Genomic DNA, 26,443 nt, shown 5'->3' on the forward strand with positions numbered 1-26,443 from the left:
GCCCCACCAGCCACGCAGCGCGAACCGAAGCTTCGGCGGATTCCCCGCCGCACGGCACTCGACGGGCACCCGCCCATCGGTCGAGCCAACAACCTATGGGTCAACGCCCTCAGGCCGCCGCGTCCGGGGTCTCGACGAGTTCGACGCGGGCCCGGTCCGGGTCGAGCACGTAGACGACCCGACAGCCCTCCAATGGGCCTTCTCCGGCCACGATGGGCTCCGAGAGGACGGTCAGGCCCTCCCCACGCATCCGGTCCAGGGTTTCGTCGAGCCCCCGGACGTCCACCGCGATGTGCACGGACCCCGCTCGGCCGTGGTCCGGGTCGGTCACTTCCTTCGAACCACCGACGTACTGCAGCAGTTCGATGAGCGTCGCCCCTTCGGCGAGGCGGACGAACGCCTGCCGGACCACCACACCCGGGTAGCCGGTCACGGCGTCGATCCTGGGGCCGCTGCGCTCCCAGGAACCCAGCGACGAGCCGCCGAGCAGCCGCACGTAGAAGTCGAGCGAGCGGTCAAGGTCGCTGACGGTGATTCCCACATGGTTGACGGAGTAGGCCACGGCGGTCTTCCTGTTCCTCGGGGCAACGACATAAACATGGTACCGATCAAGCGCTTGGTCATGCTCCACTCCTACAGAATCGGGCCACAGCCGCTTAGAGTCGCCCTAACAAGCAGTCGCTTGGCGGCTGTGGCACCGGTGGCGGCCACCGGCGGGAGGGAGCAGAGCATGGCCGAGCACATCCCCCATCTGCGGGACAAGGTCGCCCTGGTGACCGGGGCCGGGCAGGGCCAGGGCGCCGAACACGCCCGGACTCTGGCCCGGTTCGGCGCACGGGTCGTTCTCACCGATCTGGACGAGAGCGCGGCGCGGGCCGTCGCTGACAGGATCGGTGGCGAAGTGCTGGTCTGCCCGCTCGATGTGGGAAGCGCCGATGCCTGGGCCGTGGCGATGCGCCGGGCCGACGAGGCGTTCGGACGGGTCGACGTCCTCGTCAACAACGCGGGCGTCGCCGTCAAGGAGCCACTCACCGACCTCACCGAGGAGAACCTGGCGGCCACGCTGCGGGTCAACCTCGTCGGGCCCGTCCTGGGCATGAAGGCGGTCGTCCCCCTGATGCGTGGGCGCGGCGGATCCATCGTCAACATCGCCTCCACCGCCGGCCTGGTCGGCTACCCGGGCGGCCTCGCGTACGCCGCGTCCAAGTGGGCGCTGCGCGGAGCCAGCAGGTCGGCCGCGCGGGAGCTGGGGCCGCTCGGCATCCGGGTCAACTGCGTCTGCCCCGGTGCCATCGATACCCCGATGATCACGGAGGAGACACGATCGGGCGGCGGGGCGGTGGCGGGGCAGCCCATCCCCCGGGTCGGCACGGTCTCCGAGGTGGCTTCCGTGGTGGCCTTCCTCGCCGGCGACGCCGCCGGCTACTGCACGGGGCAGGACTTCGTCGTCGACGGCGGACAGACGTCGTAGAACAGGTCGTTGCAGAGGAGGAGCAGCCGGTGAGTCACCAGGAGCGGCAACGTCTGGTGGAGGCCACCCGGTCACTGGCCCACGCCGTGGCCGTGACGGAGGTCTCCGCCGAGGAACTGGCCGGGGTCGCCGAGACCCTCGCCTCCCTCACCCGGAAGCTGGAAAGGCAGTCGGGGACGCGATGCGTGCCGCTGCCCGTGGCGGAGACCGTGGGTGTACCTCGCGTGCTGCTCGACCGGTACAACCCGGTGCAGGTCCCGTTGGAGGTGTTCTTCCCGCAGGGTGGAGGGGCCGAGGCAACCGTCGTGATGAACGCCCTGCACGAGGGCCCCACGGACTCGGTCCACGGCGGCGTGAGCGCGCTACTGATGGACAATCTGCTGGGCATCCTCGTCCAGTCGACGGGGCTGCTCTGCGTCACGGGTTCCATGACCGTGCGCTATCTCGCCCGCACTCCCCTGCGCCGGCCGCTGCGGATGCGCGCCGAGGTCGCCGCCCGCTCCGGGCGCAAGGTCACCGTCACCGGCTGGATCGCCTGCGACGGCGTGCGCACCGTCGAGGCCGAGGCGGTGTTCGTCGAGGTGCCGCACCGTTGACGTACGGCACACAGGCCGCGGCTACCGGGGCGCCTCGCCGACGATGTGCCGGAACAGCCGACCCCGGTGCTCATGGGGCTGACCGAACAGCTGGGAGGTCGCGTGAGCCCTTTTGAACACCATCTGGGCATCGTGTTCCCAGGTGATCGCGATCCCGCCGTGCAGTTGGACCGCCTCGGCGGCCACGTCGTTGAGCGCTTCCGAGCACCACGCCTTCGCCAGGGCCGCCCGGGCGGGCAGTTCGGGGTCCCGCCGGGCGGCGGACCAGGCCGCGGCCCAGGACGCCGACCGGGCCGTCTCCACCGCGACCAGCATGTCGGCCATGCGGTGCTTCAGCGCCTGGAACGACCCGATGGGGCGGCCGAACTGAACACGCTCCTTGGAGTAGGCCACCGTCATGTCCAGGGCGCGCTGGGCGGCGCCGACCTGGAGCGCGGAGATCGCCACGGCCGCGACATCGTGCAGCGTTTCGAGCAGGCCCGCCGCGTCGAGCGCGAGGGGGGCGCCCGGTGCGCCGTCGAACTTCACCCGGGCCAGGCTCACCGTGGAGTCCACCGCCGGGGTGGGTGTCGAGCGGGCCCGGTCGTCGGCCGCGTCCACCTCGAAGAGGCCCACCCTCCCCGGCCCGGTCCTGGCGACGACAAGGAAGGTGTGGGCCGCCCCGCCGTCGAGGACCAGGGAAGCAGTTCCGGTCAGCGACCAGGTGCCACCGGCGCCCCCGGCCTCCGCGCGCACGTCGCTGCGGTCGGTCCGCCAGTGGCTGTCCTCACCGGCCCAGCAGACTGCCGCCACCCGGGTGCCCTCGGCGATGCCGGGAAGCAGCCGCTCGCACGCCGCCGCGTCCCCGCAGAGCAGCAGCGCCTGGGCGGCGAGCACGCCCGAGCCGAGCAGCGGTGATGGCGTGAGCGCCGCGCCCAGCCGCTCCAGCACGACGTGCGTCTCCACCAGGGAGAAGCCGGCGCCGCCGTACTCCTCGGGAATGGCCAGGCTCGCCACGCCCACCTGCTCGCACAGTGTGCGCCACAGGCCCTCGTCGTATCCAGGGGCCTTCTCCACGGCCCTGCGCACCGCGCCGCTGTCGCTGCGGCGGGCCAACAGGTGGAAGAGGGTCGAGGACAGTTCGTTCTGTTCTGCGGTCAGTGCGAAGGTCATCGGGTCGCCCTTGGGTGAGGTTCCTCGCTGTGATGCCGGCCGTGGTTCACGCGCCGCCCGCCGTCCGCCCGGATTCCCGCATCGCCCGCGCGTCCATGCCCGCCAGGGAGTCGGCGCCGACCTCCGCGTTGTGGGAGTGCGCGGCGTGGTGGAGGCCGAAGACGGAGTCCATGCCCGAACGCATGCCCTGCAGGTCCTCGGCCTGGTTGACCGCCTTCTTCGCCAGCGCCAGGCCGAAGCGGGGCATCGCGCTGATCCGCTCGGCCAGCGCGAACACGGTGGGCTCCAGTTCCTCGCGGGAGACGACGTGGTTGACCATGCCGAGCTGGTGGGCGCGGCGGGCGTCGAAGCGGTCCCCGGTGAACAGGAACTCCTTGGCGGCCCTCGGGCTCATCACCCAGGGGTGCGCGAAGAACTCGACGCCGGGAATGCCCATCCGCACGACCGGGTCGCTGAAGAACGCGTCCTCGGAGGCGACGATGAAGTCGCAGGACCAGGCCAGCATGAGGCCGCCCGCGATGCACGCGCCCTGCACCATCGCGATCACCGGCTTGGGGATCTCACGCCAGCGGCGGCACATTCCCAGGTAGACCTCGGACTCGCGGGCGATGCGGGAGTCGACACCGCGCTTGTCGGTGTGGTCCCACCAGATGACGGCCCTGCGCTCGAAGGTCTCGTCGATGTCGCGGCCCGGCGTGCCGATGTCGTGTCCGCCGCTGAAGTGCTCACCGCTGCCCGCCAGGACGACCACCTTCACCGAGTCGTCGTCGACGGCCCGGGTGAAGGCGGCGTCCAGGGCGTACGTCACCTTCGAGTTCTGCGCGTTGCGGTACCGGGGGCGGTTCACCGTGACCACGGCGACGGCGCCGCGCACCTCGTAGGTGACGACCTGATCCTCGGCTTCCTCGGCGGTACGGCTCTGCGCAACGGACATGCCTGCTCCTTCGGTGGCGCCCTGGACGTTGACCAAACAAGTGCTTGGTGGGGTAGTGTAGGCGAAACCTCACGTGCCGACCAGCACCGAACACCGACTGCCTCTTGTAGGGGGATTCGTGGATCTGGCCCACTCACCGCAGGACGAAGCCTTCCGCCAGGAGGTACGGGACTGGCTCGAAACGCATCTCTCCGGTGACTTCGCCGGCCTTCGCGGACGCGGCGGTTCGGGCCGCGAGCACGAGGCGTACGAGGAACGGCTCGCCTGGGACCGGCACCTGGCCGCCCACGGCTGGACCTGCATCGGCTGGCCGCAGGAGTACGGGGGCAGAGCGCTCTCCCTGTCCCGCCAGGTCGTCTTCCACGAGGAGTACGCGAGGGCCGACGGGCCCGCCCGGGTCAACCACCTGGGCGAGGAACTGCTCGGCCCCACTCTCATCGCGTTCGGCACCCAGGAACAGAAGGACCGTTTCCTGCCGCGGATCCGTCTCGTCGAGGAGCTGTGGTGCCAGGGCTACTCCGAGCCCGACGCGGGTTCGGACCTGGCGTCCGTCTCCACCCGGGCCCGTCTGGAGACCGCGGCTGATCCGGGGCAGCCGGACCGATGGGTGATCGACGGCCAGAAGGTGTGGACCTCACTGGCGCACCTGGCCGACTGGTGCTTCGTGATCGCCCGGACGGAACCGGGCTCCGTACGGCATGCCGGTCTCTCCTACCTGCTGGTGCCCATGCGGCAGGAGGGTGTCGACGTACGGCCCATCAACCAGCTCACCGGCACATCGGAGTTCAACGAGGTCTTCTTCGACGGTGCCCGGACCGACGCCTCCCTCGTCGTGGGCGCCCCCGGCGACGGCTGGAAGGTGGCCATGGCCACGCTCGGATTCGAACGCGGCGTCTCCACCCTGGGACAGCAGATCGGCTTCGCCCGCGAGCTGGAAACGGTGGTGGCACTGGCCCGGCGCACCGGCGCGATCGACGAACCCGCGATCCGGGACCGGATCACCCGAGCCCACATGGGACTCGAACTGATCAGGCTCAACGCACTGCGGATGCTGGCCGGTTCGGGCTCGCCGGGCCCCGAGGCGTCGATCGCGAAGCTCCTGTGGGGGACCTGGCACCGGAATCTGGGAGAGCTGGCCATGGAGGTGGCGGGCGCGGCCTCGCTGACCGCCCAGTCCGCGCCGTACGAACTCGACGCGTTCCAGAGGTTGTTCCTCTTCAGCCGGGCCGACACCCTCTACGGCGGCTCGAACGAGATTCAGCGCAACATCATCGCCGAGCGCGTGCTCGGCCTGCCGAAGGAGCCGAAGGCGTGAACACACGAAAAGCCGAGCAGGCCCCGCCCGAGTACGTGCCCGGACACGGACTGCTCACCGACCGGACCGTGGTGGTCACCGCCGCGGCCGGGGCCGGCATCGGCTCCGCGGTGGTGCGCCGCTGCCTGGAGGAGGGGGCACGGGCCGTGGTGCTCGGCGACGTCCACGAGGCCCGCCTCGCCGGGGCCGTGAAGGAGCTGGCCGAGGAGTTCGGTGACGACCGTGTGGCCTCGGCCGTCTGCGACGTGACCCGCGAGGAGCAGGTGAACGCCCTGCTGGACGCGGCGGAACCGTTCGGCGGGGTCGACGTGATGGTCAACAACGCGGGGCTCGGCGGCACCCGTTCCCTGCTGGAGATGACCGACGAGGAGTGGTCCCGGGTCCTGGACATCACCCTCACCGGCACCTTCCGCTGCCTCCGCGCCGCCGGCGGCCGGATGGCCCGTGCCGGGCGCAAGGGCGTGATCGTCAACAACGCTTCGGTGATCGGCTGGCGGGCCCAGGAAGGGCAGGCGCACTACGCGGCTGCCAAGGCCGGGGTGATGGCCCTGACCCGCAGCGCCGCAGCGGATCTCGCCCCCTTCGGGATCCGGGTCAACGCCGTGTCGCCGAGCCTGGCGCTGCACCCGTTCCTGGCGAAGGTCACCACCGAGGAGTTCCTCGACGAGCTGAAGGGCCGGGAGGCGTTCGGCCGGGCCGCGGAGCCGTGGGAGGTCGCCAACGTCATGGTCTTCCTGGCCAGCGGCTACTCCTCGTACATGACCGGCGAGGTCGTCTCGGTCAGCAGCCAGCACGCCTGAGAGTTCCGGAGCACTGAGAAAGCCCGAGCAGCGAGAAGGAGGAGGACCGTGGCCGAGGCCTACATCATCGACGCCGTCCGCACCCCCGTGGGACGGCGCGGCGGTTCCCTGTCCGCCATGCACTCCGCGGACCTGGCGGCCCATGCCATCAGCGCGCTGATACGGCGGTCGGGCGTCGACCCCGGCGCCGTGGACGACGTCGTGCTGGGCTGCAACGACACCATCGGTTCGCAGGCTGGCGACGTCGCCCGCACCGCGTGGCTGGTGGCCGGGCTGCCCGACCACGTCCCCGGCGTGACGATCGACCGGCAGTGCGGTTCCAGCCAGCAGGCGGTGCACTTCGCGGCGCAGGGCGTGATGTCCGGCACGGCCGACCTGATCGTCGCCGGCGGTGTGCAGAACATGTCCGTCATTCCGATCTCCGCCTCGATGGCGGTGGGCGAGCAGTACGGCTTCAGCACACCCTTCGCCGAGTCTCCGGGATGGGTGAAGCGTTACGGAACCCAGGAGATCTCGCAGTTCCGAGCGGCCGAGATGATCGCCCGGAAATGGCGGCTCTCCCGGCAGGAGATGGAAGCCTTCGCCCTGCGCAGCCACCGACGGGCACTGGCCGCCATCGAAGAGGGGCGGTTCAAGGACGAGATCGAACCGGTCGGGGAGTTCGGCACGGACGAATGCCCTCGCCGGGACACCTCACCGGAGAAGATGGCTTCTCTCACGCCCCTGCGGGAGGGCAGTCTGATCACCGCCGCGCTGGCCTCCCAGATCAGCGACGCCTCCTCGGCTGTTCTGGTCGCCTCGGAGCGGGCGGTACGCCAGCACGGCCTCTCTCCCCGCGCCCGCGTCCACCACCTGTCGGTCTACGCCGACGATCCGGTGTGGATGCTGACCGGACCCATCGCGGCCACCCGACGAGCCCTGGACCGGGCGGGGATGACGGTCGGCGACATCGACCTGTTCGAGGTGAACGAGGCTTTCGCCTCCGTCGTCCTGGCCTGGGCCGCCGAGATCGGCGCCGACCTGGACCGGGTCAACGTCAACGGCGGTGCCATCGCCCTGGGCCACCCCATCGGCGCGACCGGCACCCGGCTGATGACCACCCTCCTGAACGAACTGGAGCGCACCGGCGGGCGGTACGGGTTGCAGACCATGTGTGAGGGCGGCGGCCAGTCCAACGTCACCATCCTCGAACGGCTCTGAACACCACGCCTGCACCCTGGTGAACGCTTGCTCGGTTCACCGCCGACCGGCGGAGGCCCGCCCCGGGCGCGCGCACCGGCCGCCGTTCCGGTCAGTGGGAACCGCCGCCCGAAGCCGGCCGCGGCGGACCAGACTACGAAGCGGGCCCACTGGGCCGCCCGCTCCGAAGGGTGCGGCGTCGGAGTGGTGCCCACCGCGAGCCATGAGCGGGCCGGGCACGGAATGCCGCCGCGGTCCGCGTGCCCTGCCTTCCACCGAGGGGTTCGACGATGTCGCAGCACGTTCCCACGCCCGACCCCGACGCCGCCGCGCTGTACGAACTGCGGCGGGCGCAGCGCGGGGGAGGCATGCGCGAGACGGGGCTGCGGGCCGTCCGCGCCGCGTTGGAGGCGCTGCCGCATCCGGCCGCGGTGCCGGAGATGGCCAGGGTGGAGGACCGTGACATCGGCTGTGCGCACGGCGTGCTTCCGATCCGGGTCTACAGCCCGACCGTGGCGACCGAGTTGCCGGCGATCGTGTACTTCCACGGCGGCGGCATGGTGATGGGCAGCAATCACTCCTTCGAGCCGCTCGCGCGGGCAATCGCCGCGTACACCGGTCATCGCGTGTTCGCCGTCGACTACCACCTCGCCCCTGAGCACCCTCCGCCCGGGCAGATCGACGACGCCTACGCGGCCACCGAGTGGGTGGTCTCGCACGCCGCGGAGCTGGGCGTGCTGCCCGACCGGGTCACGGTCGCGGGCGACAGCGCGGGCGGCACGCTGGCGGCGCTGGTCGCGCTGCGCGCCCGTGACCTGGGCGGCCCCCGGCTGTTCTGTCAGATTCTGATGTACGGCGGTCTCGACCGCGACATGGCCGCCGACTCCGTCCGGGCGTTCGCCGACGCACCCGGACTGAGCCGCGACGACCTCTCCTATCTGCACGACCTCGCGCGCACAGGCGCACCGGAACCCGGCCCGGACGAGATCCCGGCCTACGCCGGAGATCTCGCCGGGCTCCCGCCCGCCATCATCGCGGTGGGCGAGATGGACCCGGTGCGCGACTGGTCCGAGCGCTACGCTGCCCGGCTGCGCGACGCCGGGGTGCAGACCACATTGACCCGGTACCCGGGAGTGGGCCACGGCTTTCTCATGCAGCTGTACCACCTGGCCCGCGGCCGGCAGGCCCTGGCCGAGATCTCGGGCCTGCTGCGGGCGAAGGTGGCACACCCCCTTCCCTGGTGAGGCCTGCGCGGGAGCCCGTGCGGTACGAGCGCAGCGCCCCGCCCTCCCCGAGCCCTCCAGCCACTTCACCGATGCGAGGATTCATGACGACGTCCGTGATCTCCGACGACCGCTCGACCCGGGTGGTGAACCCGGTGCCCGACGCCGACGCCGCACAACTGCGCGCCGCGATCGACGCCGCGGAGCCGGGCCCCCTGCTGATGACACTGGTGCACGCCACAGGAGACCGTGCGCTGCTGACCGAGTTCCGGGAACGGCTCGCCGCCGCCAAGGAGGCGGAACCCGACCACGACCTCGCGCCCGGCCAGTACCCGCGGGAGGTCGCCGACGAGGTGCGACGGCGCGCTCACGAGATCCTGCCACGCGGGTTGGATCCCGCCCTGCGGGACCCGGACGAGTCCCTGTTCCTGGAGATGGCCCGGGTGGCCACCGACGACGATGTCACCCCCGAGTACGAGCCCTACCTGCGTGAGCAGTCCGGGTTCGAGTACCTCCCCGGCTCCAGCGGGGACCACCGGCCGGTGCCCCCCGGCTTCCGGGTCGCGGTGATCGGCGCCGGGATGATCGGCATCAACGCGGCGGTGAAGCTCGCCGAGGCCGGATTCTCGTACCGGGTGTTCGAGGCGGGCGACGACATCGGGGGGACCTGGGCGCGCAACACCTACCCGGGCGCTGCCGTGGACACCCCGAGCCACTTCTACTCGTACTCCTTCGAACTCAACCCCGACTGGTCGAAGTTCTATCCGACCGGCCCGGAGTATCTGCGCTATCTGCACCACGTCGCGGACAAGTACGCGATCCGGGACAACATCGCCCTGTCCCACCGGGTACGCGGCTGCACCTGGGTGGAGGAGCGTCAGGTCTGGCGGGTCGAGGTGGCGGGACCCGGCGGCGCGGAGGTGTACGAGGCGAACGCGGTGATCACCGCGACCGGTGTCCTGAACAGTCCGTCCGTCCCCGAGGTGCCCGGACGGGAATCGTTCGCCGGCACCACGATGCACACCGCCGAATGGGACGATTCCGTCGAGCTGGACGGCAAACGCGTCGTCGTGCTGGGCACAGGATGCACGTCGGTGCAGGTGGTGGCGAGCCTCGCGGAGCGGGTCGCGCATCTGGACGTCGTCTTCCGCCAGCCGCACTGGATCGCCCCCGAGCGCGACGTGGTGAGCGAGGTCGTCGACGCCGCCCGGTGGGCCATGCGCCACCTGCCCTACTACCAGCAGTGGCACCGGCTGGTCACGCACTGGTTCACGGCGGACAAGAGCTACGCGATCCCCCGGATCGACGAGGAGTGGTACGCGAACCATGTCTCCTCCTCACCGGCGAACGATGCGCTGATGCAGGTCTGTCTCCGGTACCTGCACGAGCAGCTCGCCGATCGGCCCGACCTCGTGGAGATGCTCACCCCCGACTTCCCGCCGTTCGCCAAGCGCATCGTGAAAGACCCGGGGTTCCTGGCCGCGGCCCGGCGGGACGACGTCGCCCTGCACCGAGCGACCTTCGAGCGGATCGAACCGGACGGGGTGCGCCTGAGCAACGGCGAGTTCCTGCCGGCCGACGTGATCATCTGGGCCACCGGGTTCCGGCTGGAGTACCTGAGCTTCCTCGATGTCGTGGGACGCGATGGTGTCACCCTCTCGGAGTGCTGGGACGGCGGCCGGGATCCGCGCGCGCACCTGGGCGTCATGGTCCCCGGCTTCCCGAACTTCTTCGTCAGTGCCGGGCCCAACGCCGCCCCCAACCACGGCGGCGGGCACAACGTGACGAGCGAGGAGCACGTCCACTACGCCGTCGAGTGCCTGCGCCATCTGGTGGATCACGACTACACGGCGATGGAGCCGACGCCGGAAGCCACCCGGAAGTACAACGAGCGGGTCGACGCCGAGCTGGACCGGACCGTGTGGCAGCACCCAGGCACCGCCAACGGCTACTACCGCAACGCCGCCGGACGTGCCTGGGTGAGCTGTCCGTGGCGACTCGTCGACTACTGGTCGATGCTGCGCGAGCCGGACCCCGACGCTCTACTGCTGCACCGCGGCCCTTCGGCCCCGGGAGCGGACTGAGCCGGGACCGGTGGGGCCGGCGAGCTCCGGCCCCGCAGATGACATCGCTCGCCGGGGACGCCCTGCAGAAAGGAACGTAACGAGATGAGCATGTTCGACCTCACCGGCCATGTGGCCCTGGTGACCGGAGCCGGCCAGAACGCCGGGGCCGGGATTGCCCTCGCGCTGGCCGGACAAGGCGCCGCTGTAGCGGTCAACGACCTGCGCGCCGAGCGGGCGGAGGCCACGTGCGCCGAGATCGAGAAGGCGGGAGGGACGGCCGTACCGGTGCCGTTCGACGTCACCGACCTCGACGCCGTGCGGGCGGGCGTCGCGCGAGTCGGAGAGGCCCTGGACGGGCACGTCGACATCCTGGTGAACAACGCCGGGATCCCGGCCGACATGGGCTACGGCCCGTTCCGGGACATCGCGCCCGAGCGATGGCGAGGGCCGGTGGAGATCAACCTGTTCGGGGCGATGAACTGTGTGCACGGGGTCCTGCCCGGTATGCGTGAGGCGGGCTGGGGGCGCATCGTGCAGATCTCCTCGGGCGCCGGCCGGACCGGCCTCGCGATCGGGGTGTCGCTGTACGGGTCCGGCAAGAGCGGTGTCGAGAGCTTCATCCGGCACATTTCCCAGGAGGAGGCGGGCGCCGGCATCACAGCGAACTCGTTGGCGCTCGGTCTGATGCAGAGCGCGGGAGGACCGGGGATCGCCGACATCTCGGCGGGCATTCCGGTCGGGCGCCTCGGCCGGCCCGAGGACGTCGGGGCGGCCGTCGCCTACCTCGCCTCGCCCGAGGCGTCGTGGCTCACCGGCCAGACCATCGATCTGAACGGGGGAAGCGTCACCCGCTGAGGCCGACGGCCCCGGCGAGGGAGCCGGACAGCAGGGAGGGCGGGCGGTGGATTGGCCACCGCCCGCCCTCCCCCGCTGTACCGCCTGTCAGGGCATCGCGGCCAGGTCCTCCTCGGTCAGCCGCCACGCGCCGGCCGCGGCGTTCGCCGCCACCTGCTCCGGTGTGGTGGCGCCGGCGATCACCGAGGCGACACCGTCCTGTGCGGCGAGCCAGGCGATGGCCAGCTCCAGAAGGGTATGGCCGCGCTCCGCGGCGAACCGGGTCAGAAGCTCGATCCGGTCGAAGTTGGCGTCGTTCACGACCTTGTCCGCGAAGAAGGCCATGGTGTCGAAGCGCGAGCCGGGCGGGTACGCCTGTGCCCTTTGGTACTTACCGGTGAGCAGGCCCGAAGCCAGCGGGAAGTAGGGCACGAGCCCGGTCCTGCGGCCCCGGGCGGCAGGCACCAGTTCCTGCTCCGCCTCTCGCGAGAGCAGGTTCCACTCGAACTGGGTGCCGCAGAAGCGGGTGAGCGACGCCGCCGCGGCGGTGTCCGCCGCGCCCTCCAGCTGTGCGCCGGTCACGTTCGACGAGGCGATGTGCAGGATCTTGCCCTGCCGTACCAGCTCGTCGAGCGTCTCCAGTGCCTCCTCCACGGGCGCCTCGGGGTCCGGGTAGTGCTGGTAGTACAGGTCGATGCGGTCGGTCCGCAGCCGACGCAGGCTGCCCTCGCAGGCGTCGATGATCCGGCGGCGCAGCGCTCCAGGAGTGTAGGACTCCTCCTTGGGGCGCGGCAGGAACTTGGTCGCGAGCACGGCCTCGTCCCGGCGTCGGCCGAGTGCGGCGCCGATGTACTCCTCCGACTTGCCCTCGCCGTACATCTCGGCGGTGTCGAAGTGGGTGATGCCGGCGTCCAGTGCCGCACCGACCACGGCCGCGGTCGCTTCGGGGTCGAGTTTCATCCCGAAGTTGTTGCAGCCGAGGCCCACCACCGACAGTGCCGGTCCGTCCCCGCCGAGCGGACGCTTGTCCATAGTGCATGCTCCCTGTTGACGCTGGTGAAAGAGTTAGGAAATGGGTGAGTTGAAAGCGTTGCGTTCCCGGCCCGGTCCGGTGAAGACGAAGTCCAGCTCGACCACCGAGCCGAACAGGCTGAGTCCGGTGGCGAACAGGTCGGTGCGGATGTGCACCTGGGCCCCGTGCCGCCCGTAGGCGTACTCCTCGGTCCGTGAGAACACCTCGGAGGCCGCCATGCGCTCCTCGATCTCCCGGTCGCCCTCCTCGCCGCGGGCCTTGAGTACCTGAAGGCCCTGGACGCGGGGACCGAATTCCGGGTTGTTCGCGATCTCCGCGCGCAGTCCGGTCACCGCCGCTTCGAGGTCCTCCAGCCTGCTGTAGTGCAGGCCGAGGTGCAGGTACGACTCCGGCCACTTCTCCCGCTGGCCGAGAAAGGTCACCAGCGCCGGATGGGCGTCGTCGGTGCCGAGGCCGAGCCGCTCGGCGATGACGGCCTCCAGTTCGAGCTGCGCGGGCTTCAGCGCGAACAGGTAGACGATGTTGTCGGCACGGGCCGGGGTGTCCCGGTCCATCGCGATGACGTACAGCGGTTCGTCGGAGAACTGGTTGGGGAACTCCTGGACGCGGGCGCCGAGCAGTTCGAAGAACCGGGTCGCCAGGGCGCGCTCGCCCGGCCGGAAATGGAGGGCGAGATGGCCCAGGCTCGTACGCGGTACGGGCACGGTCCCCGCCGGGGTGCCCTCACGGACGGTGTTCGTCGACACCATGTCTCACTCATCTCCTCGTGGTGATGATATGCGGTGAGTTGTGCTCATCAGGGCCCCGGCGCGGCGAAGCGGCTGCGCGGGGCGGCCGGTGCGCGGCGCGCGGTCAGCTGGTCCGCGCGGTCCCGCATGGCGCCGAGCACGGATTCGGGCTGGGTGACGATGTAGAACTCGCCGTCCGCCGCCTGTTGCAGGATGGTCGCGGCGGCCTCCTCCGGGCTGATGGACCGCTCGCGCACCCGGAACATCGCCTCGCGCTCCTTGTCGGCGGCGGTGAGGTCGCCGCTGTCGACTCCACCCGCCTCGTCGAAGATGCGGGAGGACACGGCCCCGGGGAGGACGGCGCTGACCTGGATGTGGCCGGCGCCGACCAGCTCGACCTCCTGGCGCAGGCACTCGGTCATGGCGAGCACGGCGTGTTTGCTCATGATGTACGGCGTCTGCAACGGCCACGCCGTCACGGAGCCGATGGAGGCCAGGTTCAGCACCCACGCGCGTTCGGTCTGGGCGATGAGGCGGGGCATGAAGGCCCGCACACCGTGGAACACACCGTTGACGTTGATGGACACGAGCCGTTCCCAGTTGGCCACCGGGGTGTCCCACAAGTAGCCGAACTGCTGCACTCCCGCGTTGTTGACGAGCAGGCGCAGGGGCCCCGACTCCTGGGCCACGCGGTCCGCCAGGCCCTGCACCGCGTCGGCGTCCCGTACGTCCACGACGGCGGGGACGACGCGTCCTCCGTCGTCGGTGATGTCGGCGCAGGTGCGCTCCAGCCCGGCCGCGTCGACGTCGACGAGCACGACGCTCATCCCCAACGCGAGCGCGGCGTGCCGGGCGAGTCCCGCTCCGACGCCTGCGGCCGCGCCGGTGATCACCGCGGTGCCCCCGCCGAACACCTCCGCTGAGCCGGCCATCGCCTCTCCCCTCCGTAGATCTGACACATGTTCCGTCCGGCGGACGGGAGTCCGTCCGGCATCGACCAGGGCGGTCCACCGGTGTACCCGTCCGCCGCGACGGCGGTGGGAGCGCGGCTGTCGCCTTCGGCGTCCGCGAGCCTCTCTCCTACCGGACTCCCTACCGCGACCGCCGCAAGGAGGCTCCGGCGGATCTCACTGAGCGGGATTCTGTCAGCCGCGCCCGAACCCGCGGCGGCGTCCGTTGACTGCCGCACGCTCCGTTCCCTACCCTGCCAGACCAAGCGAGCGCTTGATTGGATGGTGCGATGGACCAGCAGAAACGTGAGCCCGCCGGACACTGGCGAGGCCTTGATCTCGGCAGCAGGACGGTCGGCTACGACGAACGCGACGCGATCCTCTACGCCCTCGCCGTGGGCGCCCGCCCCGTCGAGGACCTGGACCTGGTGTTCGAGCGCGACCTGCGTGTCCTGCCCACCTTCGCCCTGACACTCGCCCAGTGGGCGCCGGACGTGCTGGCGGACCGGGGCGCTTTCGGCGACACCCCCGCGCTCCACGGGGCACAACGGCTGACGATCCACCGGCCGCTGCCGCCGTCGGGGGAGGTGACCTGCGCGGCGACCGTCGCCGACGTGTGGGACAAGGGCGGAGCCGCCGTGTTCGACGTGGCGGTGGAAAGCGCCTACTTCCACGCCGTCTGGTCGATCTTCGCGCCCGATCGCGGCGGGTTCGGCGGCGAGCGGGGACCCGGCCGCCCGCCCGCGCCCGAGGGAGAACCCACCCACCGAGCGGAGTACGAGACGTTCCCCGCCCAGGCGGCCCTGTACCGGCTCGCCGGCGACCGCCATCTCATCCATATCGACCCCGCCGCCGCGGCGGCCATCGGGCAGCCACGGCCGATCCTGCACGGACTGTGCACCCTCGCGGGCACCGTACTGCGGGTCGCCGACGCCCTCGGCGCCCATCCCGCCGACCTGACAGAGCTGTACGGCCGGTTCGCCGCGCCGGTCCTGCCCGGCGAGGCGCTCGACGTCACGGCTTGGCGGGGCGGAGGCGGGGCCGACTTCGAAGTCACCCGGCAGGGAGACTCCGTACTGTCCGGCGGCCGCGTCCGCTTCGGCCGCACGTGAGGTGCACCCGGACTACGAAACCAATCAAGCGCTTGGTAGAGTTTCACCTTGCGGGCCCCGCGAAGGGGCTCGCCCGAGCGCATCGGCCGGACCGCGAACGCGCCGCGCGCCCGAAGGGCGCCGGGACTCTCGCCCGACACCCCGCCCCCCTGCCCGCCGGGACGCCGTCCCGCGCCGGCCGCGCGAGAAGGAGATCCGGCATGACCGCCCCCAACTCCTCTGTCCATCCCTCCCTGCGCACACCGCTGTGCGACCTGGTCGGCGTCCGGTATCCGATCGTCCAGACCGGGATGGGCTACGTCTCGGGTCCCGAACTCACCGCGGCCACCGCTGCGGCCGGCGGCCTGGGCATCCTGGCCAGCGCGACGCTCACTCTGGAGCAGACCCGCGACGCGATCCGCGTCATCCGCGAGCGCACCGATGCGCCGTTCGGCGTGAACATGCGCGGCGACGCGCCCGACCTCCTGGAGCGCGGCGATCTCCTGGTGCGCGAGGGTGTGCGCATCGCGTCCTTCGCCCTCGCGCCGAACGAACGCGTCATCCGCAAGCTGAAGGACTCCGGCCTGGTGGTCATCCCGTCCATCGGCGCCCGCCGCCACGCGGAGAAGGTCCAGGCGTGGGGAGTGGACGCGGTCGTGGTACAGGGCGGCGAAGGAGGCGGCCACACCGGTGGTGTACCCACCTCGATCCTGCTCCCGCAGGTCGTGGACGCGGTCGACATCCCGGTGATCGCCGCCGGCGGTTTCCGGGACGGCCGGGGCCTGGTGGCCGCGCTGGCCCAGGGCGCCGTGGGCATCGCGATGGGCACCCGTTTCCTGCTGACCAGCGACAGCACCGTACGGGAATCGGTCAAAGCCGAGTACCTCGAACGCTCCGTCACCGACACCGTCGTCACCCCGGTCCTGGACGGCATCCCCCAACGGGTGCTGCGCACTCCGCCGGTGGAGCGGCTGCTGAGGGAGCGGGCGCTGCCGCGCCTCGTACGCTCGCTGCGCCACGCGGTCGCCTTCCGGAAGGTCTCCGGCACGTCGTGGCCCGACATGGTCCGCGAGGGCGTCGCCATGCGCCGCAGCCACGACCTGGGCTGGTCCCAGGTCCTGATGGCGGCGAACACGCCGATGATGCTGCGCGCCAGCATGGTCGACGGCCGGACCGATCTGGGCACCCTCGCCTCGGGACAGGTCGCGGGCGTCATCGAGGACCTGCCCAGCTGCCAGGAGCTCATCGACCGCATCATCGCGGAGGCCCATGCGACCCTCACGCGCTTGACCGACAGCGGGCGATGACCGCGACCGACCGGCCCTCGCCACCACCCCCGTCACATCCAGGAGAACGTATGGGCACCGAAATCATCCGGACCACCGTCGACGAACTCGGTATCGCCGAGGTCGTCGTCGACTGCCCACCGGTCAACGCCCTGCCGGCCGCGGGCTGGTTCCGCCTGGCGGAGACGGTCGGGGAACTCGGCCGCGACCCGGCCGTGCGGGTGGTGGTACTGCGCGCCCTCGGCCGCGGCTTCAACGCCGGCGTGGACATCAAGGAGCTCCAGGCCGACAACGGCCACAGCGCCATCATCAACGTCAACCGCGGCTGCTTCGCCGCGTTCGCCGCGATCTACGACTGCGCGGTTCCGGTCGTCTCCGCGGTGCACGGGTTCTGCCTGGGGGGCGGCATCGGCGTCGTCGGCAACTCGGACATCGTCATCGCGGCCGAGGACGCGTACTTCGGGCTGCCCGAGGTGGACCGCGGCGCGCTGGGGGCCGCGACCCACCTCTCGCGACTGGTCCCCCAGCACAAGGCCCGCGCCATGATGTACACCTGCGCCACCGCGAGCGCGGCCGAACTGCACGCTTTCGGCTCCGTCCTGGACGTCGTGCCGGGCGACCGGCTGCGCGAGCGGGCCCGGGAGGTCGCGGGCGAGATCGCCGGAAAGAACACGGCGGTGATCCGTGCCGCCAAGGAGGCGTTCAGCGGCATCGACCTGTGGGACGTGAAGCGCAGCTACCGCTACGAGCAGGGGTTCACCTTCGAGGTCAACCTCTCCGGGGTCGCGCACGAGGTCCGGGACGCCTTCGGGCGGTCCGCCGACGGGGAGCGGTGAGCCATGGACCTCACCTGGAACCGCGCGGAAGAGGACTTCCGGCAGGAGGCACGACAGTGGCTCGCCCGCCATGTCCCGAGATTCCCGCTCCCGTCGGGTGACACCCGCGAGGGGTTCGCCGCCCATCTGGAGTGGGAGCGGACCCTGTTCGAGGCCCGCTGGTCGGTGGTGTCCTGGCCCGAGGAGTACGGCGGGCGGGACGCGTCGCTGTGGCAGTGGCTGGTCTTCGAGGACGAGTACCACCGGTCCGGGGCGCCCGCCAGGGTCACCCAGAACGGCATCTTTCTGCTGGCCCCCACCGTCTTCGCGTTCGGCACCGAGGAGCAGCGAAGGCGCGTGCTGCCCCGGATGGCCGCGGCCGAGGACCTGTGGGCGCAGGGCTGGTCGGAGCCCGGCGCGGGCAGTGACCTGGCCGCGACCCGGAGCCGGGCGGTCCGCGACGAGGAGGCCGGCGGCTGGCGGCTGACCGGCCAGAAGACCTGGACGACCCGTGGCGCGTTCTGCACACACCTGTTCGGCCTGTTCCGCACCGATCCGGACACCGAGCGCCACCGCGGCCTCACCTACTTCCTCGTCCCCCTGGACGCTCCCGGAGTCACGGTGCGCGGCTTCGAACGCCTCGACGGGGACGAGGGTTTCGCCGAGGTCTTCCTCGACGACGTGATGGTCCCCGACGCCGACGTGCTCGGCGAGGTCGGGGAGGGATGGCGGGTGGCCATGGCGACGACCGGCTCCGAGCGCGGGCTGACCCTGCGCTCTCCCGGCCGCTTCCTGCACGCCGCCGACCGGCTGCTGGACCTGGCGCGCACGCGCCCGGGCGGCCCCGGCGCCCACCGGGACCGGGTAGTTCAATCGTGGATCGAGGCCCAGGCGTACGACCTGTTCACCCTGGAGCAGGTCACCTCGATCGTGGAGGGGCGGCAGATCGGCGCGGAGTCCAGCCTGAACAAGCTGTTCTGGTCCCAGCTGGACATCGCCCTGAACGAGACGGCCGTCGATCTGCTGGGACCCGAGGCCGAGACCGACGGTCCGTGGAGCCGAAGCTTCCTCTTCTCCTTGGCGGGCCCCATCTACGCCGGGACCAACGAGATCCAGCGCAACATCGTCGCCGAGCGGCTGCTCGGCCTGCCGAGGAGGTGACCGCGGACCATGCGCTTCTCCATAGCCGAGGAGAACACAGCCCTCGCCGAAGCGGCCGGTGACGTACTGGCCAAGCAGGCCGGCGCCGAGCGGATCCGGGCCGGCTGGCCCGGCGGCCCGGCCGAAAGCGTCGACGCCGTGTGGCGCACGCTCGCCGGGGTCGGCGTCACCGCCACCCTCGTCCCCGAGAGCGGCGGCGGTCTCGGACTCGACGAGAACGCCCTGCCCCCGCTGATGGAGACGCTCGGCCGCAGCGGCCTCCCGGTCCCCGCCACGGAGACCGTGGCCGTCGGAGCCCCGCTGCTCGCCGCTGCCGGCGCACCCCACCTTCCCGCGGTACTGGACGGATCAGCGTTGCTCACGGTCTCGCTCTGCCCCGGCGCACCGGTCCCCTTCGCGGCCCGTGCGGAATTGATCGCCCTGTCCGGCGACGACGAGCTACGGCTGTACACGCGGGACGAGGTGGGTATCGAGCCGGTCGGCTCGGTGGACGGCTCACGCCGACTGGCCCGGGTCACCCCGCGGACCGGGGCCGGGCTGGTGCTGGCCGAAGGTCCCGTGGCGGCGGCAGAGGCACGTCGACGGGGTGTGCTGGCGACGTCCGCGCTGCTGGTCGGGCTCAGTGAGCGGATGCTCGAACTGACCGTGGACTACGTGCGGGAGCGACGCCAGTTCGGCGTCCCGGTGGGGTCGTTCCAGGCGGTCAAGCACGCTCTGGCCGACGTGACGCTGGCGGTGCGGTTCGCCCGGCCGGCGGTTCTCGCGGCGGGCTGGACGCAGGCCGTCGGGGACCCGCAGGCCGCCGTACGCACAGCGATGGCCAAGGTGCTCGCCTCGGACGCCGCCCGCATGGCGGCCCGGACGGCGATCCAGTGCCACGGCGCCATGGGCTACACCACCGAGTACGACCTCCACCTGTATGCCAAGCGGGCCTGGGCACTGGCCTCGGACTGGGGCGGCCCGTCGGAGCACCGGGAGTTCATCGCGCGGCGGCTCGGACTCACCGGAGTGGCCGACGACGTAAGCGAAGGAGCGTGACATGAGCGGAATCTGTCAGGACCGGGTCGTCATCGTGACCGGTGCGGCCCAGGGGTTGGGCCGTGAGCACGCCCTCGCTCTGGCCGCCGAGGGCGCCCGGGTCGTGGTCAACGATCTCGGCGGGACGGCGAAGGCCGTGGCCGCCGAGATCGACGCGGCCGGCGGCACCGCGGTCGCCGATCTCGGCGACGTCAGCGACTGGGGATACGCGGAGGAACTGATCGGCCGGACCGTCGCCGAGTTCGGCACCTTGGACGCCCTGGTGAACAACGCCGGACTCAACCGCGACCGCATGCTGGTCTCCATGACCGAAGCGGAGTGGGATCTGGTCCTCAAGGTCGACCTCAAAGGCCATGCGGCGCCGCTGCGGCATGCAGCGGCGTACTGGCGTGAGTGCGCGAAGCAGGGCCGCCCGGTGGACGCCCGGATCATCAACACCACTTCGGGCGCGGGGCTGATGGGCAGCGTCGGCCAGGGCAACTACGGTGCGGCGAAAGCGGGCATCGCCGCACTCACGGTCATCGCGGCAGCCGAGCTGGCCCGGTACGGCGTCACCGTGAACGCCATCGCCCCCTCCGCTCGTACGCCGATGACGGAGGCCGTCGGGGCATTCGCGGAGAAGATGCGCGTGCCCGAATCAGGCTTCGACGCCATGCACCCGGGCAATGTCTCACCGCTCGTGGTGTGGCTGGCCTCCACTGGGTCGGGTGAGGTCACCGGGCGGGTCTTCGAGAGCGAGGGCGGGGCGATCGGCCTCGCCGACGGCTGGCGGCACGGCCCGCAGCGCGTCCTCGAACGCCGCTGGTCCCCCGCCGAGATAGGGCCGGCGGTGAGCGAACTGCTCGCCGAGAGCCCGGAACCGGCCGAGGTCTACGGCGCCTGACCACGACGCACGGATGCGCGGCCCGGCAGAGCATGCCGGGCCGCGCTTTCAGGTACGCGGGTGCGGGGCCGAAGGGCGGTCAGGCCCCGGCCCCCGCGGCGTCCTCGCCGCGGGGGCGTGATCGGCGTCGGGCGGGGGCGTCGCCGACGCCGCGGGGCGTGCTCAGCGAGCGCTCGGCGTGAGCGCCGCAGGGGTGTCGTGTCCGCCCCGGAAGTAGAGCAGCGGACCGTCCGGCCGTTCGACGCGCAGTTCCTGCACCCGGCCCACGACGATGTCGTGGTCGCCGCCGCGATGCACTGCTTCGATCGTGCAGCCGAGCCACGCCAGAACTCCGTCCAGGACGATGGTCCCAGCCGGGGTGCGCCGCGAACCGACCGCGTCGAACTTGCGGCCGGACGGGCTGCCGAACGCCTCGCAGACCTCACGCTGGTCCTCGGCCAGGACGTTGACCCCGAAGCTGCCGGATCGGCGGATGCGCGGCCAGCTCGTGGAGGTGTGTCCCGGGCAGAACAGCACCAGGGGCGGATCGAGGGAGAGCGACGAGAACGCCTGGCAGGCCAGGCCGAGCCGCTCTTCACCGTCGAGGCCGGTGATCACCGTCACGCCGGTGGCGAACTGCCCCAGGACGGTGCGGAACATCCGTGCGTTCACACTGGGCAGCATCGGAACTCCTTCGGTGGGTGGTGAGCCGGGCGGCTCAGTCGTAGACGACCTCGACGTGGTCGGTGAGCGGTACCGCCTGGCAGGCCAGCGTGTATCCCTCAGCCAGGTCCTCCTCCTCCAGCACGGTGTTGCGCAGCAGCTTCACCTCGCCGTCGACGACCCGGCAGGCACAGGCGCTGCACGAGCCCTCGCGGCACGAGAAGGGGGCGTCGAGGTCCTGGGCGCGCAACAGGTCCAGCAGGGTGGTACGCGCCGGCCAGGGGAATGTCTTCCGTTCACCGTCGAGTTCGACGGTGACGGTGCCGGTGCCGGTGCCGGCGCCCGCTTCGTCGGCGGGCTCCGGCCCGGGGGCGGCGGACAGAACGGCGAACGGGTCGGATGCGAGCGACCGGTACTCCTCGGTCAGCACCCGCGCACGGTCCAGCCCCAGTGCGGTGAGGGCCGCGGCCGCCGCCGCCATGAAGGGCGCCGGTCCGCAGAGCAGAGCCGCGTCGGCGCCGGCGGCCCAGGGCCGGACCAGCGCGGCCAGCCTGGCCGCGTCGGGCAGGCCGTGGAGCGTCTCCAGCCAGTGGACCACCTGGATCCGGTCCGGGTGCTCCTCGACCAGGCGCCGCAGCTCGGCCGCGAAGATCACCGACCGCTCGTCGCGATTGGCGTACACCAGAAGGGCACTGCCTCCCTCACGGGCCCGCGCCCGCAGGATCGACATCGCCGGAGTGATCCCGCTGCCCGCGGCGAGGAGCAGCAGGTCGCGGTGGTCGGGCGCGGGGGTGAACCGGCCGGCCGGGAGGAGCGCCTCGACCGTGTCTCCGGGGCGCAGCCGGTCGCAGATCCAGTTCGAGGCGATGCCGCCGGGCACCCGCTTGACCGTCACGGTCGGGCGGGGGTCCCCCGGGGCGCTGGAGAGCGAGTAGCAGCGGGCCACCCAGCCCTCCTGCGCCGGGACACGGAGCGTCAGGAACTGGCCCGGCCGGTAGTCGAGTCGGCCGGCCTTTCCGGCGTCGAAGGAGACGGACACCGCGTCGTCCGTCTCCGGTGTCACCTCGGCCACGCGCAGCGTGAGGATCGGGTCGCTCACTGGTCGACCACCGCCAGTTCCCCTGATCGCACGGCCTGTTCGATCGTCGCGCGCAGCCGGGCGCAGGTGGGGATCACCGCGGTCCGGGGCCTGCCGTCGGCGGCGAGCACTTCGGCGAACTCCTCACATCCCTCGGCGCCGTCGGGCCACTGCACGGAGGTCTGCGCCAGGCTGCTCTTGCGTACCAGCACCGGCGTCGCGCAGCGTTCGCACGACAGGTGCTGCACCTGGGTCGCCCTTTCCGGGTCCGCGAGCGGTACCCGTCCGTTCGCGCTCATGCCGGGCGGAGCGGCACGCCGCCCTGGCGCTCCAGGTTGTCCTCGACCTCGCGGGACCAGAACTCCACGGCGCGTTCGGTGTCCAGCTCGAACTCGAACCGGTTGGTCATCTCGGAGGTGACGTCATCAGCGTCCACGTAGAACTGCTCGTACCAGCGCCTGAGCTGGTAGACCGGACCGTCCTCCTCGCAGAGCAGCGGATTGTCGATCCTGGTCTTGTTCCGCCAGATCTCGACATCCTGTACGAAGCCGGCCTCGACCCCCTTGGCGGTCGCCGCGGCGATGGCCTGGGCCGCCTCGTCCGTGTGGCCCGGCGCCTTCTTGACGATGCAGCCCCACTGGAGGAGGAAGCTCGTCGGGCTCACCGGGTAGTGGCAGTTGATGAGGATGGTCTCGGTGTCGATGAGGCCGTTGGAACCGTGCAGCCAGTCGATCATGTACGAGGGACCGAAGTACGTGGCCTCGGATCGGCTGACCCGTTTCTCCTCGCCCTCCGCCTTGGAGTAGGCCGTGCCGAAGCTGACGTCGTCGCGGCCGGTGGAGTGCATGTACTGGGTGGCGAGGTGCCCCTCGAACACGTTCTTGAAGTACACGGGGAACGAGTAGTGCACGTAGAAGAAGTGGGCCATGTCGACCACGTTGTCCACGATCTCGCGGCAGTTGGCGCCCTCGATGAGGACCGAGTTCCACGTCCAGTCCGACCACTCGTCGGAGAAGACGGCGTCGATCCGCGGGATCTCCAGCTCGGGGGGCGGGGGTTTCCCCTGGGGGTCGTGGTAGACGAACAGCTGACGGTTCTGTTCGAGGACGGGCCAGGACTTGGTGCGGGCACGCGGAGGGACCCGCCGTGAGTACGGGATGCTCGCACAGCGGCCGTTTCCGGCCCACCGCCAGTCGTGGAAGGGGCAGGCCACCTCGTCGCCCTTGACGGTGCCCTGGGTCAGGTCTCCGCCCATGTGCGGGCAGTACCCGTTGAGGACCTGGAGTTCTCCCGCCGTGTCGGCGAAGACGACGAGTTTGGTGCCGAACGCCTGGATGGCGTGCGGCTTACCGTCCCGGAACGTGTCGGCGAGGCCCAGGCAGTGCCAGCCCCGGGCGTACCGGACGGGGGGTGTCCCGGCTTCGATGACGCGGGCGCCATCGTCCGTCTCGACTGTTGCCATCGCTCCTCCATATGTGCGCGACAGGGGGCTGTCCGCCCAGGAGCGGCGTGTCGGCCCGGCGGCTCCGGAGGGCCGCTCCCGATCGTCATCGTGCGAAGCGGACGGCCGAGCCGGAAGGCCCGCTCCCGCTGACCGGGACGGACGGGCGGCTCTGCCTTCGTCGGAGGACCCGCCGCGCCGGCGCCCGGGCCGTCCCGGTCAGCGGGAGGGCCGGGCGCACACCGTGCCCCGAGCGGCCTAGCGTCGGGCCGACCGGCCGGCGAACGGCGAGGGCCGGGTTCGGGGCGAGCATTCGGAGGTTGTGATGGCGCACGAGGTGGTCCGCCGGGTCGAGGAGGCTTCGGCACTCCTGGCAGCAACGGCCCAGGAGACGGAGGGCCTGGGCAGGCTCTCCGACGAGAGTGTCAAGCTCGTCCGCGAGGCAGGAGTGATGCGGATGCTGCAACCGCGGGACTTCGGCGGGTACGCGGCCCATCCGCGGGACTTCGCGGAGGCGGTCATGGCCGTCGCCCGAAGCTGCGGGTCCACCGGCTGGGTGTGCGGCGTCGGCGGGGTGCACCCGTGGGAGATGGCGCTGATGGACCGCGAGCTCCAGTCCGAGGTGTGGGGGGACGACCCCGACACCTGGATCGCCTCCCCGTACGCGGCCCAGGGCGTCGCCACGCCGGTCGACGGCGGCTACACCCTGAAGGGGCACTGGAACTTCTCCTCCGGGACCGACCACTGCGACTGGGTCTTCCTCGGCGCGCTGGTCGGTGGCCCCGACGGCAAGCCGCTGCAACCGGTCAAGATGCTCCACGTGGTGCTGCCCCGCGCCGATTACACGATCGTGCCGGACTCCTGGGACGTGATCGGCCTGTGCGGTACCGGCAGCAAGGACGTCATCGTCGACGGCGCCTTCGTCCCCGCCTACCGCACCATCGACGCCGGAGGAGTCGCTGAGGGCGAGAAGGCGGCGGAACGCGTCGGCCGCTCGGACACCTTGTACAAGCTGCCGTTCTGGGCGATGTTCCCGCTGGGCATCACCTCTGCCGTGGTGGGGATCGCCGAGGGGGCGCTCGCCGCCCATCTCGACTACCAGCGCGAGCGGGTCACGGCCATGGGCACCCGGATCAAGGACGACCCGTACGTCATGTCGGCCGTCGCGGAGGCGTCCGCCGAGATCAGCGCCTCCCGCACCCAGCTTCTCGACGGCATCTGCCGGCTGTACGACAAGGCCGAGGCCGGGAAGCACATCACTTTCGAGGACCGGGCGGTCGTTCGGCGCAACCAGACCCGTTGCGCCTGGCGTGCGGTCGCCGCGGTCGATCAGATCTTCGCCCGCTCCGGCGGGAACGCCGTGCGTCGGCACAACGTCATGCAGCGCTTCTGGCGCGACGCCCACGTCGGCCTCCAGCACGCCATCCACACTCCTGGTTCGACCTACCACGCCGCCACGCTCACCTCGATGGGCATCGAGCCCGAGGGTTCACTGCGCGGCCTGATCTGAGCCTGCCCGCCGGACACCACGTACTGATCACCGCAACTGACCGGAAAGAGAGAAAGACGATGGGCGACATCAGCTCGCTGGGCTACGTCAGGATCCGGGCCACCGACATGGCGGCCTGGCGCACCTTCGCCTTCGAGACGGCCGGATTCGCCGAGGGGAGCGGTCCGGAGACGGAGGCGCTCTACCTGCGCATGGACGAGCGCGCCGGGCGGATCGTGATCCTGCCCGGCGAGGAGGACCGGGTCGAGGCGGTCGGCTGGGAGGTCCGCGACCACCTGGCGCTCGACCGGGTACGGCGAGCGGTCGAGGCGGCGGGCGTCCCGGCCAAATCCCTCTCCCAGGCGGAGTGCGACCTGCGCCGGGTGGAAACGGCGTTCGCCTTCGAGGCTCCCGGCGGCACACCCGTCGAGATCTTCCACGGGCCCGCCCTGGACCACAGCCCGCTCGCCACCCCGTACGGCAACCGCTTCGTCACCGGCGAGCTGGGCGCGGGCCACGTGGTCGTCCCGGTGGGTGACCTCGACGGCGCCTTCCGCTTCTACTCCGAAACGCTCGGCTTCCTCCCGCGCGGCGCGTTCCGGATGCCGACCCCGCCCGAGGCCAGGCCGGTCCGACTGCGCTTCCTCGGTGTCAACGCCCGCCACCACAGCCTGGCGCTGTTGCCCTCACCGGAACTCAAAGCCCCGGCTCTGGTGCACATCATGGTCGAATACGAGACCCTCGACGAGGTCGGTCAGGCGCTCGACCGGGTCCTGAAGGCCGGTTACCACCTGTCGTCCACGCTGGGGCGCCACACCAACGACAAGATGGTGTCCTTCTACGTGCGCACACCCGGCGGCTGGGACCTGGAGATCGGGTGGGCGGGCGCGCTGGTCCAGGAGGACTCCTACACCGCCGAGGAGATCACGGCCGACAGCTATTGGGGGCACAGCTGGGACTTCAGCTGACGTCGGCGCCCCGCCCCCGGCCCCTGGACAGGCGCGGTCTCCGTCCCGGGGGAAACCCACGGAATCCGGCGCTGAGGCAACCGTCCAGGCGCCGGCGGCCTCCGCTGCCCGGTAGCCGCAGCCCCTCAGGCGCACCCGTACGAGAAGGGGGAGCGGGGCGGGGCCCCCGCCCGCCCCCCCCCCCCCCAGGACGCCCCCCCCACCCCGGGGCCCCCCCCCCCGGCAACGGTAAAAAAAAAAAACAGGACCCACACGAAGAAGAGGGGATAT

General features: G+C 71.3%; 26 protein-coding genes. 16 read left to right on the forward strand and 10 right to left on the reverse strand.

What is annotated here, in order from left to right:
• Positions 1-109 precede the first annotated feature (109 nt).
• On the reverse strand, positions 110-562 hold the full coding sequence (locus ACFWMZ_RS13730) for a VOC family protein (RefSeq protein ID WP_383201581.1): 453 nt from the start codon (positions 560-562) through the stop codon (positions 110-112).
• A 168-nt stretch (positions 563-730) separates the two neighbouring features.
• Here ACFWMZ_RS13730 and ACFWMZ_RS13735 point away from each other — a divergent pair, with 168 nt between their 5' ends.
• Positions 731-1,471, forward strand: coding sequence for an SDR family NAD(P)-dependent oxidoreductase (locus ACFWMZ_RS13735; protein ID WP_383201584.1), 741 nt, complete (start codon positions 731-733; stop codon positions 1,469-1,471).
• A 29-nt stretch (positions 1,472-1,500) separates the two neighbouring features.
• On the forward strand, positions 1,501-2,067 hold the full coding sequence (locus tag ACFWMZ_RS13740) for a PaaI family thioesterase (protein ID WP_383171309.1): 567 nt from the start codon (positions 1,501-1,503) through the stop codon (positions 2,065-2,067).
• Positions 2,068-2,088: 21 nt separating this feature from the next.
• Here the strand turns inward: ACFWMZ_RS13740 and ACFWMZ_RS13745 are convergent, their stop codons facing one another.
• Positions 2,089-3,219 (reverse strand): acyl-CoA dehydrogenase family protein, encoded by a 1,131-nt coding sequence (locus ACFWMZ_RS13745; RefSeq protein ID WP_383171307.1) that lies wholly within the window; start codon positions 3,217-3,219, stop codon positions 2,089-2,091.
• 46 nt (positions 3,220-3,265) lie between these two features.
• Positions 3,266-4,153, reverse strand: a complete 888-nt coding sequence (locus tag ACFWMZ_RS13750; protein ID WP_383171304.1) for an enoyl-CoA hydratase — start codon at positions 4,151-4,153, stop codon at positions 3,266-3,268.
• A gap of 118 nt (positions 4,154-4,271) precedes the next feature.
• Here ACFWMZ_RS13750 and ACFWMZ_RS13755 point away from each other — a divergent pair, with 118 nt between their 5' ends.
• The 6 genes from ACFWMZ_RS13755 to ACFWMZ_RS13780 all read left to right on the forward strand — a co-directional run bounded on the left by ACFWMZ_RS13755 (position 4,272) and on the right by ACFWMZ_RS13780 (position 11,591).
• Positions 4,272-5,468: an acyl-CoA dehydrogenase family protein gene (locus ACFWMZ_RS13755; protein ID WP_383171301.1), complete on the forward strand. Its 1,197-nt coding sequence runs from the start codon at positions 4,272-4,274 to the stop codon at positions 5,466-5,468.
• Complete coding sequence (locus ACFWMZ_RS13760; protein ID WP_383171299.1) at positions 5,465-6,268, forward strand: SDR family oxidoreductase; 804 nt, start codon at positions 5,465-5,467, stop codon at positions 6,266-6,268. Before ACFWMZ_RS13755 ends, ACFWMZ_RS13760 begins: the two co-directional genes overlap by 4 nt.
• Before the next feature lie 48 nt (positions 6,269-6,316).
• Positions 6,317-7,468 (forward strand): acetyl-CoA C-acetyltransferase, encoded by a 1,152-nt coding sequence (locus ACFWMZ_RS13765; RefSeq protein ID WP_383171297.1) that lies wholly within the window; start codon positions 6,317-6,319, stop codon positions 7,466-7,468.
• Positions 7,469-7,737: 269 nt separating this feature from the next.
• Positions 7,738-8,691, forward strand: coding sequence for an alpha/beta hydrolase (locus tag ACFWMZ_RS13770; protein WP_383201587.1), 954 nt, complete (start codon positions 7,738-7,740; stop codon positions 8,689-8,691).
• An 83-nt stretch (positions 8,692-8,774) separates the two neighbouring features.
• On the forward strand, positions 8,775-10,754 hold the full coding sequence (locus ACFWMZ_RS13775) for a flavin-containing monooxygenase (RefSeq protein ID WP_383171292.1): 1,980 nt from the start codon (positions 8,775-8,777) through the stop codon (positions 10,752-10,754).
• A 90-nt stretch (positions 10,755-10,844) separates the two neighbouring features.
• Complete coding sequence (locus tag ACFWMZ_RS13780; protein WP_383201590.1) at positions 10,845-11,591, forward strand: SDR family NAD(P)-dependent oxidoreductase; 747 nt, start codon at positions 10,845-10,847, stop codon at positions 11,589-11,591.
• Between the two features lie 87 nt (positions 11,592-11,678).
• Here ACFWMZ_RS13780 and ACFWMZ_RS13785 read toward each other — a convergent pair whose 3' ends face one another.
• The 3 genes from ACFWMZ_RS13785 to ACFWMZ_RS13795 are packed head-to-tail and all read right to left on the reverse strand — an operon-like array spanning position 11,679 to position 14,263.
• On the reverse strand, positions 11,679-12,602 hold the full coding sequence (locus ACFWMZ_RS13785; protein ID WP_383171287.1) for an aldo/keto reductase: 924 nt from the start codon (positions 12,600-12,602) through the stop codon (positions 11,679-11,681).
• Positions 12,603-12,635: 33 nt separating this feature from the next.
• Entirely contained in the window at positions 12,636-13,352 is a 717-nt protein-coding gene (locus ACFWMZ_RS13790; RefSeq protein WP_383171285.1) for a hypothetical protein, read from the reverse strand.
• Positions 13,353-13,399: 47 nt separating this feature from the next.
• Positions 13,400-14,263: an SDR family NAD(P)-dependent oxidoreductase gene (locus ACFWMZ_RS13795; protein WP_383171282.1), complete on the reverse strand. Its 864-nt coding sequence runs from the start codon at positions 14,261-14,263 to the stop codon at positions 13,400-13,402.
• A gap of 308 nt (positions 14,264-14,571) precedes the next feature.
• On the opposite strand from ACFWMZ_RS13795, the gene ACFWMZ_RS13800 reads away from it, so the two are divergent.
• The 6 genes from ACFWMZ_RS13800 (at position 14,572) to ACFWMZ_RS13825 (ending at position 20,555) form a co-directional block, all read left to right on the forward strand.
• The gene (locus tag ACFWMZ_RS13800) at positions 14,572-15,393 is read left to right on the forward strand and encodes a MaoC/PaaZ C-terminal domain-containing protein (protein WP_383171279.1); all 822 of its coding nucleotides are present in this window, start codon (positions 14,572-14,574) and stop codon (positions 15,391-15,393) included.
• Positions 15,394-15,593: 200 nt separating this feature from the next.
• Entirely contained in the window at positions 15,594-16,679 is a 1,086-nt protein-coding gene (locus ACFWMZ_RS13805; RefSeq protein WP_383171276.1) for an NAD(P)H-dependent flavin oxidoreductase, read from the forward strand.
• 50 nt (positions 16,680-16,729) lie between these two features.
• Entirely contained in the window at positions 16,730-17,494 is a 765-nt protein-coding gene (locus ACFWMZ_RS13810) for an enoyl-CoA hydratase family protein (RefSeq protein ID WP_383201593.1), read from the forward strand.
• A 3-nt stretch (positions 17,495-17,497) separates the two neighbouring features.
• Entirely contained in the window at positions 17,498-18,634 is a 1,137-nt protein-coding gene (locus ACFWMZ_RS13815) for an acyl-CoA dehydrogenase family protein (RefSeq protein WP_383201596.1), read from the forward strand.
• A 9-nt stretch (positions 18,635-18,643) separates the two neighbouring features.
• Entirely contained in the window at positions 18,644-19,672 is a 1,029-nt protein-coding gene (locus ACFWMZ_RS13820) for an acyl-CoA dehydrogenase family protein (RefSeq protein ID WP_383201599.1), read from the forward strand.
• A gap of 1 nt (position 19,673) precedes the next feature.
• Complete coding sequence (locus ACFWMZ_RS13825; RefSeq protein WP_383171264.1) at positions 19,674-20,555, forward strand: SDR family oxidoreductase; 882 nt, start codon at positions 19,674-19,676, stop codon at positions 20,553-20,555.
• Between the two features lie 162 nt (positions 20,556-20,717).
• Here the strand turns inward: ACFWMZ_RS13825 and ACFWMZ_RS13830 are convergent, their stop codons facing one another.
• Genes ACFWMZ_RS13830 through ACFWMZ_RS13845 form a run of 4 tightly spaced genes read right to left on the reverse strand, consistent with a single transcriptional unit; the run spans position 20,718 to position 23,737 of the window.
• Positions 20,718-21,218 carry a flavin reductase family protein gene (locus tag ACFWMZ_RS13830; protein ID WP_383171261.1) on the reverse strand — a complete coding sequence of 167 codons (501 nt, stop codon included), beginning with the start codon at positions 21,216-21,218 and terminating at the stop codon, positions 20,718-20,720.
• Between the two features lie 34 nt (positions 21,219-21,252).
• On the reverse strand, positions 21,253-22,296 hold the full coding sequence (locus tag ACFWMZ_RS13835) for a 2Fe-2S iron-sulfur cluster-binding protein (protein ID WP_383201600.1): 1,044 nt from the start codon (positions 22,294-22,296) through the stop codon (positions 21,253-21,255).
• Positions 22,293-22,523, reverse strand: coding sequence for a hypothetical protein (locus tag ACFWMZ_RS13840; protein WP_383171255.1), 231 nt, complete (start codon positions 22,521-22,523; stop codon positions 22,293-22,295). The genes ACFWMZ_RS13835 and ACFWMZ_RS13840 overlap by 4 nt, the downstream gene beginning before the upstream one ends.
• Positions 22,524-22,570: 47 nt before the next feature.
• Positions 22,571-23,737, reverse strand: coding sequence for a Rieske 2Fe-2S domain-containing protein (locus tag ACFWMZ_RS13845; protein ID WP_383201603.1), 1,167 nt, complete (start codon positions 23,735-23,737; stop codon positions 22,571-22,573).
• Between the two features lie 304 nt (positions 23,738-24,041).
• On the opposite strand from ACFWMZ_RS13845, the gene ACFWMZ_RS13850 reads away from it, so the two are divergent.
• Entirely contained in the window at positions 24,042-25,226 is a 1,185-nt protein-coding gene (locus tag ACFWMZ_RS13850) for an acyl-CoA dehydrogenase family protein (RefSeq protein ID WP_383171249.1), read from the forward strand.
• Positions 25,227-25,285: 59 nt separating this feature from the next.
• Complete coding sequence (locus ACFWMZ_RS13855; protein ID WP_383171247.1) at positions 25,286-26,173, forward strand: VOC family protein; 888 nt, start codon at positions 25,286-25,288, stop codon at positions 26,171-26,173.
• Positions 26,174-26,443 lie beyond the last annotated feature (270 nt).

The sequence above is a fragment of the Streptomyces sp. NPDC058373 genome (assembly GCF_042723275.1).
GTDB lineage: Bacteria > Actinomycetota > Actinomycetes > Streptomycetales > Streptomycetaceae > Streptomyces.